Annotated in this window: 11 protein-coding genes; 9 read left to right on the forward strand and 2 right to left on the reverse strand. The window is 69.9% G+C overall.

The window, feature by feature from the left end; genetic code table 11:
- Window positions 1-4 precede the first annotated feature (4 nt).
- Together NGF19_RS16655 and NGF19_RS16660 are read right to left on the reverse strand one after the other, a co-directional pair.
- Window positions 5-1,006 (reverse strand): AfsA-related hotdog domain-containing protein, encoded by a 1,002-nt coding sequence (locus NGF19_RS16655; RefSeq protein WP_252425713.1) that lies wholly within the window; start codon window positions 1,004-1,006, stop codon window positions 5-7.
- Window positions 1,007-1,183: 177 nt separating this feature from the next.
- Window positions 1,184-1,792, reverse strand: a complete 609-nt coding sequence (locus tag NGF19_RS16660; RefSeq protein WP_252425714.1) for a response regulator transcription factor — start codon at window positions 1,790-1,792, stop codon at window positions 1,184-1,186.
- Window positions 1,793-2,260: 468 nt separating this feature from the next.
- Between NGF19_RS16660 and NGF19_RS16665 the strand changes: the two genes are divergently transcribed.
- From NGF19_RS16665 to NGF19_RS16705, 9 genes are all read left to right on the forward strand, one after another.
- Entirely contained in the window at window positions 2,261-3,547 is a 1,287-nt protein-coding gene (locus tag NGF19_RS16665) for an activator-dependent family glycosyltransferase (protein WP_252425715.1), read from the forward strand.
- Between the two features lie 61 nt (window positions 3,548-3,608).
- Entirely contained in the window at window positions 3,609-4,181 is a 573-nt protein-coding gene (locus NGF19_RS16670; protein WP_252425716.1) for a dTDP-4-dehydrorhamnose 3,5-epimerase family protein, read from the forward strand.
- Window positions 4,182-4,273: 92 nt separating this feature from the next.
- Window positions 4,274-5,344 (forward strand): glucose-1-phosphate thymidylyltransferase, encoded by a 1,071-nt coding sequence (locus NGF19_RS16675; protein ID WP_252425717.1) that lies wholly within the window; start codon window positions 4,274-4,276, stop codon window positions 5,342-5,344.
- Window positions 5,341-6,327, forward strand: a complete 987-nt coding sequence (gene rfbB / locus NGF19_RS16680; protein WP_252425718.1) for a dTDP-glucose 4,6-dehydratase — start codon at window positions 5,341-5,343, stop codon at window positions 6,325-6,327. Before NGF19_RS16675 ends, rfbB begins: the two co-directional genes overlap by 4 nt.
- Complete coding sequence (locus NGF19_RS16685; RefSeq protein WP_252425719.1) at window positions 6,314-7,318, forward strand: NAD-dependent epimerase/dehydratase family protein; 1,005 nt, start codon at window positions 6,314-6,316, stop codon at window positions 7,316-7,318. Before rfbB ends, NGF19_RS16685 begins: the two co-directional genes overlap by 14 nt.
- Window positions 7,315-8,619, forward strand: a complete 1,305-nt coding sequence (rfbH, locus tag NGF19_RS16690; RefSeq protein ID WP_252425720.1) for a lipopolysaccharide biosynthesis protein RfbH — start codon at window positions 7,315-7,317, stop codon at window positions 8,617-8,619. The genes NGF19_RS16685 and rfbH overlap by 4 nt, the downstream gene beginning before the upstream one ends.
- A 28-nt stretch (window positions 8,620-8,647) precedes the next feature.
- Window positions 8,648-10,045, forward strand: coding sequence for an NDP-hexose 2,3-dehydratase family protein (locus NGF19_RS16695; protein WP_252425721.1), 1,398 nt, complete (start codon window positions 8,648-8,650; stop codon window positions 10,043-10,045).
- Window positions 10,042-11,028, forward strand: a complete 987-nt coding sequence (locus tag NGF19_RS16700) for a Gfo/Idh/MocA family protein (RefSeq protein ID WP_252425722.1) — start codon at window positions 10,042-10,044, stop codon at window positions 11,026-11,028. The genes NGF19_RS16695 and NGF19_RS16700 overlap by 4 nt, the downstream gene beginning before the upstream one ends.
- A gap of 95 nt (window positions 11,029-11,123) precedes the next feature.
- On the forward strand, window positions 11,124-12,317 hold the full coding sequence (locus tag NGF19_RS16705) for a macrolide family glycosyltransferase (RefSeq protein WP_252425723.1): 1,194 nt from the start codon (window positions 11,124-11,126) through the stop codon (window positions 12,315-12,317).
- The last annotated feature ends 64 nt before the right edge of the window (window positions 12,318-12,381 follow it).

The raw sequence follows: 12,381 nt of genomic DNA on the forward strand, positions 1-12,381 counted from the left end.
CGGCTCAGCAGTCCTGGAGCACGGACGCGGAGATACCCGCCACGACCCGGCTGCCCTGGAGGAACGACAGCCTGAGGCCGATCACCGGTCGGCCCGCCTCGTCGCGGGACACCCGCCCGTCCGTACGCCGTCCGTCCTCGCGCACCGTGCAGCGCAGCGGCAGGCCGGGCTCGGCGAAGCCGCGGAACGTGGCCTGCCAGCGGGACAGGACGGCGTGCGAGGGGACGAAGCCGCGCAGCTCCGCGGCGGCGAGCAGCCCGACCTGGCGGGACACCTCCAGGAACAGCATCGGCGGCATCTCGTCCGGCGCGTCGGGGGCGTCGAACCGCAACTCGGCGGCTGCCCCGGCGTCGACGGCGAAGGCCAGCCCCTCGCCGCCGTCCGCTCCGGTGCGCTCGGGCAGTCCGATGAGGACGTTACGGCTGTCCTCGTGCCCCACCTGTTCGGGCAGCGGTGCGCCAGGGGAGACCGGGACACCGTCCCCGGCCGCCTCGCCCTGTCGCCGCCAGGGCACGCGATGGCTGTCGTAGACACTCTGGGCGAGGAAGACCAGCCGCGCCGACGCGGCGCCGCAGCGTTCGCCGTCGATGAAGACGGCGGCCTGGCACTCCAGCCCGCGTGGCACACCGCCCGCGACGTCGAGTGGTGTCATCGCGAGTTCGAGCGCGATCCCGGCTTGTGTGTCGCCGCGGCGCCAGGCGTCCAGGGACGTGATCGTGGCACCGGCGGAGGCCACCACGGGGCGCAGGCCTCCCGGCACTCTGAAGTAACGGCGCGCGGCGAACAGCATCGCCTGGCGCAGTGACTCCATGGGGAACAGCAGGTCGTGGTACGGCGCGGCGGAGTCGCCGAACAGCGGGTGTTCTTCGGGGAGTTCGGCGGAGAAGGCGAAGTTCTGCCGTACCGGTGCGGCCATCTTGAGGAGGAACGCCTCGGGGCTGGCCGGTCGGTGGACCAGGTGGTGCGGTCCGAGGAAGGAGGGGGACGGCGCGGTGAAGGTGGTCATGGGGGGTCCTCTGCGGCGGTGTCCGGGTCGAAACGCGTGCGGGGGACGTGCGCTTGACGGGGTGCACACTGCCCGATTCCGCTGAAGGACCGGGGAAGCCGTACTGAAGAGTAGCCAGGCGGCGCCCGCTCCCCCCGACACGCGGCCCGCCTCGACCGAACCCCCACCGCGGTGCCGTCAGTGCAGCCAGTCCGCGTTCCGCGCGATCCTGATCGCGTCCACGCGGTTACGCGCGTTGAGCTTGGCGACGATGACGGTCAGGTAGTTGCTCACCGTCCCCGCCGACAACCGCAGCATGGAGGCGATCTCCCGCGCCTCCGCGCCTTCCGCCGCCAGCCGCAGTACTTGCGTCTCCCGGTCGGTCAGGGGACTCTCGGACTCTCCCCAGGCGGCCAGCGCCAGTTCGGGGTCGACGGCCCGGTATCCCGCTGCCACCCGCCGTACGGCGGAGGCGAGTTCGGCGGACGGGGCGTCCTTGAGCAGATAGCCGGCGACTCGGGCCTCCAGGGCCCGGCGCAGGGTGCCGGGGCGGCCGAGGCTGGTGAGGATGAGGGTGCGGCACTGGGGGAGCAGTTCGCGCAGTCGTGTGGCGGCCGACAGGCCGTCGAGGCCGGGCAGATCGATGTCGATAACGGCCACGTCGGGCCGGTGCTCGAGCGCCATGTCGACGATCTGGTCCCCTCGTTCGACCTCGCAGACCACATCGAGGTCGTCGTGGAGATTCAGCAGGGCGACCAGGGCGCCGCGGACCATGTTGACGTCCTCGGCGATCAGTATCCGGATCACTGGGCTTCCCTCCGCGGTGCGTGAGGGCCCGGATCGCGGCGAGGTGTCGTGATCCGTACCGTTCTCGAAGCGGTGCGCGATCATCTGCACGGCCTTTCGCCTATATGTGCGCCATCCCGCGTGAATGATAAGTCAACGGCGGTGCGGAAATCAGGCCGCGGTAACCACGAATGTGCAGACGCTCAACTCTTTGTACGGACCTATCAGTTCTCCCCGGGGGCATGGGTATGTCGAAAATCCAACCCTGACCCATTCGTTCCCGGAAGTGCCGCATACGAGAACGCTGATTTCGCCCTGCGTGTTACCGAGTTCGGGTCCGCTCCGGTCGATCGGGATCGGTATGCGGGCCGTCAGGGGCGTCCGCGGCTCCCCACCCGCCCTGCACAAGCGGCTCTTTAGAGCACCCTCGCAGGATTCGTGCGAACAGCACGCGTCGGCGTCGGGCCGACAGTCTCGGAGAGGTCAGCGATGCGCGTTCTTTTCACCATCTTTCCGACAACAGCACATCTCTATCCGGCCATCCCGCTGGCATGGGCGTTGCAGAGCGCCGGTCATGAGGTCGTGGTGGCGAGCCCCGAGGGTGTGGTCGACCCGAACGTGATCGACCACATCACCTCGGCCGGCCTCACCGCGGTGTCGCTGGGCGGCAAAGAGGAACTCACCGCCTCGCTGGCGCCGTTGATCGCCGGAGCGGGCCCCGACCGGCCCACCCTGGCGCTCGACCCCGACGACGAGAACGCCTGGCGCACGACCCGGGCCGTGCTCGCGGGCATGTTCCACGCGTACTACCCGCCGGAGTCGGTGCCTGGCGGACGTCGGCCGGTCCTGGACACGCTGGTGGAGTTCGCCCGCGAGTGGCGCCCGGACCTGGTGCTGTGGGACCCACTGGCACCGACCGGGGCGATCGCCGCGCGCACCTGTGGCGCGGCCCACGCACGCCTGCTGTTCGGCATGGACAACATCGGCCTGATCCGCGCCAGGACCCGGCAGGAGTCGGCCGATCCGACCTCCGGCCCGACCGAGGACCCCTGGATGTCCTGGCTGGGCCCGGTGCTGGAGCGGTACGGCCTCGACTTCACCGAGGAGACCCTGGTCGGCCAGTGGTCCCTGGACCTGACCCAGTCCCGGATGCGCAACCCGCTGGACCTGACGTATGTTCCGGTCCGCCGGGTTCCGTACACCGGGGCCGCCACACTCCCCCCGTGGCTGCACGCCCGGCCCGAGCGGCCCCGCGCGGTGCTCACCCTCGGGGTGAGCCGCCGACTGCTCGCCGGTCGGCACAGCGGCTTCCCGATGCGGGAGTTCTTCGACTCGGTGTCCGACCTGGACCTGGAACTGGTCGCCACCTTGAACAGCGAGCAGTTGGACGCCGTGGGCACGCTCCCGGACAACGTCCGCGCCCTCGCCTACGTACCGCTCGACCAGGTGCTGCCCACCAGCTCGGCGATCATCCACCACGGCGGTGGCGGGACGTTCGCCGCCGCCGTCGCGTTCAAGGTGCCGCAGTTGGTCGTGCCGCTCCCGATGTGGGACGAGACGGTCACCGCGCGGTACGTCGTCCGCCGCGGCGCGGGACTGGCCGCCGACCCGGCGGCGATCGACGTCGACAGCATGCGCAAGGACCTCGTCCGGCTGATCGAGGAGCCGTCCTTCCAGCTCGGGGCCCGAGCCCTGTACGAGGACATGCTGGCCGCCCCGGCGCCGAAGGACGTCGTCCCGGTCCTGGAGCGGCTGACCGCGGAACACCGCGACTGAGCGGCCCGGCCCGCCGGACCTTCGCAGCACGTCGAGTTCAGACAGAGAGGGCGAGCGAGCCGTGCGCATCGAGGAGACCGGCATCCCCGGCACCTATGTGATCGAGCCGGAACATCTGCCCGACGACCGGGGTGTGTTCTACGAATCGATGCGGTCCGACGAACTGGAGCGGTCCGCGGGGGTCCTCTTCCGGCCCCGTCAGATCAACTACTCGGTGTCCCGACGGCACACCCTGCGCGGCATCCACAGCGTGAGCATCCCTCCGGGACAGGCCAAACTCGTCACCTGCGTCCGGGGCGTGCTGCGTGACATCGTCGTCGACCTGCGGGTCGGTTCGCCCACGTTCGGCGCGCACCGCGTGACCGAACTGGACGCCGCCTCGGGCCGGTCCATGTACGTACCGGAGGGCGTCGGCCACGGCTTCCTCGCACTCACCGACGACACCTGTGTCTGCTATGTCGTCTCCACCACCTACGTCCCCGGCACACAGATCGACATCAACCCGCTCGACCCCGACCTGGACCTGCCCTGGGAGTGCGCCGGGACACCGCTGATCTCGGACAAGGACGCGCACGCGCCCCTGCTGGCCGAGGCCCTCGCGGCGGGCATGCTGCCCGACTTCGACATCGCCTGACCGGGCGTCCCTCCCGGTCCGCCGGTCTCCGCGCGGCCATGAACCGCGCACCGGGCCCGAAGGCATCAACACGTGAATCGAGAGGACCTCCCATGAAGGCTCTGGTGCTGGCCGGCGGATCGGGCACCCGCCTACGGCCGTTCAGCTACTCGATGCCCAAGCAACTCATCCCCATCGTGAACACACCGGTCCTGGAGTACGTCCTCAGGAACATCCTGGACCTGGGCGTGACCGAGATAGGGGTCGTCGTCGGCGACCGCGCCCACGAGATCCGCCAGGCGCTCGGCGACGGATCGCGGTTCGGGGCCTGCCGGTTGACCTACCTCCAGCAGGACGCCCCGCTCGGCCTCGCCCACACCGTCACCATCGCCCGCGACTTCCTCGGTGACGACGACTTCGTGATGTACCTCGGCGACAACATGCTGCCCGAGGGGATCACCGGCATCGCCGAGGAGTTCGCCGCACACCGTCCCGCCGCCCATGTCGTGGTGCACAAGGTCCCGGACCCGCGCGCCTTCGGCGTGGCCGAACTCGGGCCGGGCGGCGAGGTGTTGGGCCTGGTCGAGAAGCCGGAGCAGCCGCGCAGCGACCTGGCCCTGATCGGCGTGTACTTCTTCACCGCCGCCATCCACGAGGCGGTCCGGGCCATCGAGCCCAGCAGCCGAGGCGAGTTGGAGATCACCGACGCGATCCAGTGGCTGGTGGCGTCCGGCGCGGACGTGCGGGCCGGTCAGTACGAGGGCTACTGGAAGGACACCGGGGACGTCGAGGACGTGCTGGAGTGCAACCGGCACATCCTGGAGAGCCTGCGGCCCGCCATGGACGGCGAGGTCGACGAGGCCAGTGTGCTGACCGGCCCCGTCGTCGTGGAAGCGGGGGCACACATCGTGCGCTCCCGTATCGAGGGCCCGGTGGTCATCGGCGCGGGCACGGTCGTCGCGGACAGCCACATCGGCCCGCACACCTCCATCGGACGTGACTGCGCGGTCACCGGAAGCCGGCTGGAGTACTCCATCGCCCTGGACGGGGCGTCGGTCACCGGCGTCCAGGGGCTGCGCAGTTCCGTCATCGGCCGCTCCGCCCGCGTCGGCACCGTCGGGCAGAGCACGGACCGCTACCGCCTGGTCGTCGGAGACCACACCCGAGTGGAAGTCGCGGCATGAGGATCCTCGTCACCGGAGCCGCGGGGTTCATCGGCTCCCACTTCGTCCGCAACCTCCTCGCCAACAGCTACGCGGGGTGGCAGAACGCGCGGGTCACCGCCCTGGACAAGCTCACCTACGCGGGCAACCGGGACAACCTGCCCGCCTCGCACCCGCGCCTGGAGTTCGTCCGGGGCGACATCTGCGACCCCGGCCTGCTGCGCGACCTGCTGCCCGGACACGACGCCGTGGTGCACTTCGCCGCCGAGTCCCATGTGGACCGCTCACTGGAGGGCGCGGGAGAGTTCTTCCGCACCAACGTCCTGGGCACGCAGACACTGCTCGACGCCGTGCTGGCATGCGGGGTCGAGCGGGTCGTGCACGTCTCCACCGACGAGGTGTACGGCTCGATCGCGCAGGGCTCCTGGACCGAGGACCACCCCCTGCTGCCCAACACCCCCTACGCGGCCTCCAAGGCCTGTTCCGACCTGGTCGCCCGCACCTACTGGCGCACCCACGGAGTGAACCTCTCCCTCACCCGCTGCTCCAACAACTACGGGCCGTACCAGCACCCCGAGAAGCTCATCCCGCTGTTCGTCACCAACCTGCTCGAAGGCCGGAAGGTGCCGCTGTACGGCGACGGACGCAACATGCGCGAATGGCTGCATGTCGACGACCACTGCCGCGGGATCCACCTCGTCCTCGACAAGGGCCGGGTCGGCGAGATCTACAACATCGGCGGCGGCAACGAGCGGACCAACCGCGCCATCACCGAGCATCTGCTCGAACTCACCGGCTGCGGCGCGGAGATGATCCACCACGTCGCCGACCGCAAGGCACACGACCTGCGGTACTCCATCGACGAGTCCAAGATCCGCGACGAGTTGGGCTATGTACCGCTGACCGGATTCGAGGAGGGCCTGGCCGCCACGGTGGCCTGGTACCGCGACCACCCCGACTGGTGGAAGACCGCCAAGTACGGAGCCGACCATGCCGATCGCTGAGAACGGCACGACGGCCGGGCTGCGGGTCGTGGTGCTCGGGGGCACCGGCTACCTGGGCCGCCGCATCGGTGCGGCCTTCGCCGCCGACGGCGCCCATGTCCACCTGGTGTCCCGCAGCCCGGCCGAGGACCGCCCGGCCGACCCGCGCTTCGTCCTCATGGACCTGCTGGCGGTCGACCCGCACGAACTCGACCGGTTCTTCGCCTCGGTGCGACCCGATGTGGTGGTCAACGCCGTCGGCCGGGCCTGGCGAGCCGACGAGGCCGAGATGACCGCCAGCAACGCGGAACTCGTCGCCCGTATCACGGAGTCGCTCACCCGCTTGCCCCGCCCGCCCCGGCTGATCCAGCTCGGCAGCGTCCACGAGTACGGCGCCGGCACGCCGGGCACCGGAACCTCCGAGGACCACGAACCCGCCCCCGTCACACCGTACGGGCGCAGCAAGCTCCTCGGCACGCGGGCCGTCCTCCGGGCCGCGGCGGATGACGGCCTGGACGGTGTGGTGCTCCGCCTCGCCAATGTGATCGGCGCCGGGGGACCGGCAGGCAGCATCTTCGGCAGGGTCGCGGTGCACCTCGGACAGGCCGCCCGCGCCCGGTCGTCGGGCGAGAAGCCGGACGAGCTGAGGCTCCCGCCGCTGCGCGCCCACCGCGACATCGTGGACGTGCACGACGTCGTCGACGCCGTACGCGCCGCCGCCGTCGCACCGGGGACGGATGTCGGCGGCCGGGTCGTCAACATCGGCCGGGGCGAGGCGGTTCCGATCCACACGCTGATCGACCGCATGATCGAACTCAGCGGCGTGGACCTCCCGGTCGTCGAGGTCGCTGCCGACCCCTCCCCGCGCACCGATGTGGAGTGGCAGCAACTGGACGTCTCGCGGGCGTCGCGCCTCCTGGGGTGGCAGCCGCGGCGCACTCTCGACACCTCGCTGCGCGACCTGCTCACGGCCGCGCTGCCACCTCCGGTCAAGGGAAGGACAGGACGATGAGCGACAGCAAGCAGCGGGTGCTGGACGAGGTCCGCGGATACCACCAAGAGACCGCGCCCGACCGGGAGTTCATCCCCGGAGTGACCGAGATCTGGCCGTCCGGGGCGGTGTTGGACGAAGAGGACCGCGTCGCCATCGTCGAGGCCGCGCTGACCCTGCGGATCGCCGCCGGACCCAGCTCCAGGAAGTTCGAGTCCGCCTTCGCCAAGCGGCTGAAGCGACGCAAGGCCCATCTGACCAACTCCGGTTCGTCGGCGAACCTTCTCGCCGTCTCGGCCCTCACCTCGCACCAACTCGGGGACCGGCGGCTGAAGCCGGGCGACGAGGTGATCACCGTCGCCGCAGGATTCCCCACCACGGTCAACCCGATCCTGCAGAACGGCCTCGTACCGGTCTTCGTGGACGTGGACCTGGCGACGTACAACACCACGGCCGACCGCGTGGCGCGGGCGATCGGCCCCAAGACCCGGGCGATCGTCATCGCGCACGCCCTCGGCAACCCCTTCGAGGTCGCCGAGGTGGCCCAACTCGCCCAGGACCACGGCCTGTTCCTCATCGAGGACAACTGCGACGCGGTCGGCTCCACCTACGACGGCCGGATCACCGGCACCTTCGGCGACATGACCACGGTCAGCTTCTACCCCGCGCACCATCTCACCATGGGGGAGGGCGGCTGCGTCCTCACCTCCGACCTCGGCCTGGCCCGCATCGTGGAGTCGCTCCGCGACTGGGGGCGGGACTGCTGGTGCGAACCCGGCAAGAACAACACCTGCTTCAAACGGTTCGAGTACCAGATGGGCGACCTGCCGGCCGGCTACGACCACAAGTACATCTTCTCCCACGTCGGGTACAACCTGAAGGGAACCGACATCCAGGCCGCGCTCGGCCTCACCCAACTCGCCAAGCTGGACGGCTTCATCGAGGCCCGACGGCGCAACTGGCGCCGCCTGCGCGAGAGTCTGGACGGTGTGCCGGGCCTGCTGCTCCCCGAGGCGACACCCCGGTCCGATCCGAGCTGGTTCGGCTTCGTCCTCACCGTCGACCCGAAGGCCCCCTTCACCCGCGCCGAACTCGTCGCACACCTGGAGGAACGCAAGATCGGCACCCGGCGGCTGTTCGCCGGCAACCTCACCCGGCAGCCGGCCTACATCGGCCGTCCCCACCGCGTCGTCGGCGACCTCACCAACAGCGACATCATCACCGAGCACACCTTCTGGATCGGCGTCTACCCGGGACTCACCGACGCGATGCTCGACTACATGACCGCCACGATCAAGGAGTTCGTGGCCCAGCATGGCTGAGCCCGCGGAAAGGCAGGGAGTCCCTGCGATGTCGTCCCCCTCTCTCCAGACACGCGCGGACACGAAGGTGCCCGCCCGTATCGCCCGGTCGGCCGCCACCACCCGCGGCGCACATCTGCGCACCGAGGACTTCGGCGGCTGGCTGGCCGACCGGGGCAGGGCCCACGCCTTCCAGGTGGAGCGGATACCGTTCGCCGAGCTGGACGGCTGGTCGTTCCAGGAGTCCACCGGGAACCTCGTGCACCGCAGCGGCCGGTTCTTCACCGTCGAGGGCCTGCACATCACCGAGGAGGGAGAACCGTACGGCGACGGCCCGTACGCCGACTGGTACCAGCCCGTCATCAAACAGCCCGAGGTGGGTGTACTCGGCATCCTCGTCAAGGAGTTCGACGGGGTGCCGCACCTCCTGATGCAGGCGAAGATGGAGCCGGGCAACCCGAACCTGCTCCAGCTCTCACCCACGGTCCAGGCGACCCGCAGCAACTACACCAAGGCCCACCGGGGCGCGGACGTCAAGTACATCGAGTACTTCGTCGGACCCGGCCGCGGCCGGGTCATCGCGGACGTACTCCAGTCCGAGCACGGATCGTGGTTCTACCGCAAGTCCAACCGCAACATGGTGGTGGAGGCGGTCGGTGACGTACCGCTCCTGGACGACTTCTGCTGGCTCACCCTCGGCCAGATCAACGAACTGCTGCACCGGGACAACGTGGTCAACATGGACGCGCGTACAGTGCTGTCCTGCCTGCCCTTCGAGGACACCTCGGACGGCGCACTGCTCTCCGACGTCGAACTGCTCTCCTGGCTCACGGGGGAGCGCACCCGGCACTCGGTGCGGGCCGAGCGTGTCCCCCTGGACTCCCTTCCCGGCTGGAAGTGCGGTGAGGACGCGATCGAGCATGTGGCGGGCCGCTACTTCAAGGTCATGGCCGTGTCCGTCCGGGCGGACAACCGTGAGGTGACCGGCTGGACCCAACCCCTGTTCGAGCCGGTCGGCCCCGGTGTCCTCGCCTTCCTCACCCGCGAGTTCGGCGGTGTCCCGCATGTGCTGATGCATGCCCGGGTCGAGGCGGGCTTCCTCGACACCATCGAACTGGGGCCCACCGTCCAGTACACACCGGGCAACTACGCCCACCTGCCCGCGAGCGAGCGGCCCCTCTTCCTGGACACCGTGCTGCGCGCCCGCCCGGACCGCATCCGCTACGAGGCGGTGCACTCCGAGGAGGGCGGGCGCTTCCTGGGCGCCGAGAGCCGCTGCCTCATCATCGACGCGGACGAGGCCGACGCCCCGCTGGACCCACCTCCCGGCTATGCCTGGGTCACCCGCGCACAGCTCACCTCCCTGGTCCGGCACGGCCACTACCTCAACGTCCAGGCCCGCACCCTGCTCGCCTGCCTCAACGCGACGGAGACGAGGACCCGGTGACCGAACCCTTGCGTGTCGGAGTGATCGGATGCGCGGACATCGCGGTGCGCCGCATGCTGCCCGCCTTCGCCGCCTGCCCCGACATCCGCGTCGCGGCGGTGGCCAGCCGCGACCCGGCCAAGGCGCGGCGGGTCGCGGAGCGCTTCCACTGCCGCCCCGTCCACGGATACGGCGAGCTGCTCCGACTGGACGACATCCAGGCCGTCTACGTGCCGCTGCCCGCGGCCCTGCACGCCCGGTGGACCGAGGCGGCACTGAACACGGGCAGACATGTCCTCGCCGAGAAGCCCCTGTCCACGGACCACCGCCGCACCAGGGAACTGCTCAGACTCGCCGACACCCGTGGCCTGGTGCTCATGGAGAACGTCATGTTCGTCCACCACCACCGGCACAGGGACGTACGGCGTCTGCTCGCGGACGGTGCGATCGGTGAACTCCGCGCGCTCCATGCCGCGTTCACCATCCCCGCACCTCCGGACGGCGACATCAGACACGACCCGGAACTCGGCGGCGGGGCCCTGGCGGACGTGGGGATCTACCCGCTCAGGGCGGCACTGCACTTCCTGGGCCCCGAACTCGATGTCCTCGGCGCCCGTCTCGTCCGGGGCACGGGGCGGCAGGTCGAGACCTCCGGCGCGGCGTTGCTGAGCACTCCCGGCGGCATCACGGCGCAGCTCACCTTCGGTATGGAGCACGCCTACCGCTCGTCGTACGAACTGTGGGGCAGCGAGGGCGGTATCACCGTCGACCGGGCGTTCACCCCGCCCGCCGACCATGTGCCCGTGATACGCCTCCACCGCGGCGGCACGGCAGAGGAGATCCGGCTCGCACCGCAGGACCAAGTGGCGGCCACCGTCGCGGCGTTCGCAGCCGCGACTCGCGCCGGAACCCGCCCGGACACCGGCGACACGCTGCGACAGGCGGAACTCCTCGACGAAATACGCCAGTTCGCTTCGCGCAGACAACCCATCGGATCCGGCTGAACGGCCGTTGCCCGTCACTTCGGCCCGAAACCAGTCCCCCAACCGGCCGAAGGGCACACACATGCAGAGCTGGCAGAGCCAGGAAGGAGACATTCATGCGACATGACACCCGACGCCACATCGCCTTCTTCAACTTTCCGGCCGTAGGCCACGTCAACCCCACCATCGGCGTGGTCGGGGAACTGGTGAAACGGGGGTACCGCGTCACCTGCACAGCGACGGAGCATTTCGCCCCCATAGTGAAGGCCGCCGGAGCCGAACCGGTCGGATACGACTCGGTCTTCGGCGACTTCTACCGCGCCCCCCTGACCGCCGAGGAGAACGCGGGCGACGGAATACGGTGCCTGAACGAAGCCCTCGCCCTCGTGGAACAGACCGCACCGTTCTACGAGCGAAACAGACCCGACGTGATCGTCCATGACTTCATGGCCTGGGGAGCGCGGTTCTTCGCCGCCCGGAACGGCATTCCGCTGATCCGGACCTATCCGGTGTTCGGTGCGAACGAACACTTCTCGATCCGCGAGAAGTTCCCGGTGGCGGAGCTGAACGACCCGCGGATCATCGAAGCGGTGCGGAAGCTCGCGACCGTACTTCCTCAATTTGGCCTCCCTGCCGACCCGATGGGCTTCCTCTCGCACATCGAGAAGCGCGCTCTCGTCTTCCTCCCGCGCGAATTCCAGTACGCGGGTAAGACGTTCGACGAACGGTTCGTCTTCACCGGCCCGTGTATCGCCGAACGCCCCTATCAGGGCACCTGGCAGCCGGCTTCGGCGGACCGGCCCGTCCTGTTGATCTCGCTCGGCACATCGGCCAGGGGCTGGCCGGAGTTCTTCCGCATGGCCATCGAAGCGTTCGGTGACTCCGAGTGGGACGTTCTCATCACCGTCGGCGACCACACCGACCCCTCCGACCTCGGCCCGCTGCCCGCGAACGTCGACGTACGGCGCTACGCCCCACAGCTCGACGTGCTCGGCCATGCCCGGCTGTTCATCACCCATGGAGGGATGAACAGCGCCATGGAATCGCTGTACAACGGCGTGCCCATGGTGGTCGTGCCGCAGTCGAACGACCAGCGCGCGACCGCCCTGCGCGTGGCGGAGTTGGGCCTCGGCCACCATCTGGCCAAGGAGGACGTCACCGTGCGGAGCCTGCGTGAGGCCGCGGCGCGGACGAGCGGTGACGCGTCCGTGACCGACCGGGTGCGGGCCCTGCGGGAGCGCATGCGGTCCGTCGACGGTCCGGTCGTCGCGGCGGACGCCGTCGAGACGTACCTGGCCGAGCTGGGCTGACGGCCGCCGCCCGCGACGGGATTCGAGCCCCGGGCGGGCCGCCACCCATGACGATCGCCCGCGC

The organism is Streptomyces macrolidinus (genome assembly GCF_023887685.1).
GTDB lineage: Bacteria > Actinomycetota > Actinomycetes > Streptomycetales > Streptomycetaceae > Streptomyces > Streptomyces macrolidinus.

What these genes read in the sequence shown, in the direction of transcription:
- NGF19_RS16655 (WP_252425713.1), bottom strand. Translation starts at nt 1,006, where the DNA reads ATGACCACCTTCACCGCGCCGTCCCCCTCCTTCCTCGGACCGCACCAC.
- NGF19_RS16665 (WP_252425715.1), top strand. Translation starts at nt 2,261, where the DNA reads ATGCGCGTTCTTTTCACCATCTTTCCGACAACAGCACATCTCTATCCG.
- NGF19_RS16675 (WP_252425717.1), top strand. Translation starts at nt 4,274, where the DNA reads ATGAAGGCTCTGGTGCTGGCCGGCGGATCGGGCACCCGCCTACGGCCG.
- rfbB (WP_252425718.1), top strand. Translation starts at nt 5,341, where the DNA reads ATGAGGATCCTCGTCACCGGAGCCGCGGGGTTCATCGGCTCCCACTTC.
- NGF19_RS16685 (WP_252425719.1), top strand. Translation starts at nt 6,314, where the DNA reads ATGCCGATCGCTGAGAACGGCACGACGGCCGGGCTGCGGGTCGTGGTG.
- rfbH (WP_252425720.1), top strand. Translation starts at nt 7,315, where the DNA reads ATGAGCGACAGCAAGCAGCGGGTGCTGGACGAGGTCCGCGGATACCAC.
- NGF19_RS16695 (WP_252425721.1), top strand. Translation starts at nt 8,648, where the DNA reads ATGTCGTCCCCCTCTCTCCAGACACGCGCGGACACGAAGGTGCCCGCC.
- NGF19_RS16705 (WP_252425723.1), top strand. Translation starts at nt 11,124, where the DNA reads ATGCGACATGACACCCGACGCCACATCGCCTTCTTCAACTTTCCGGCC.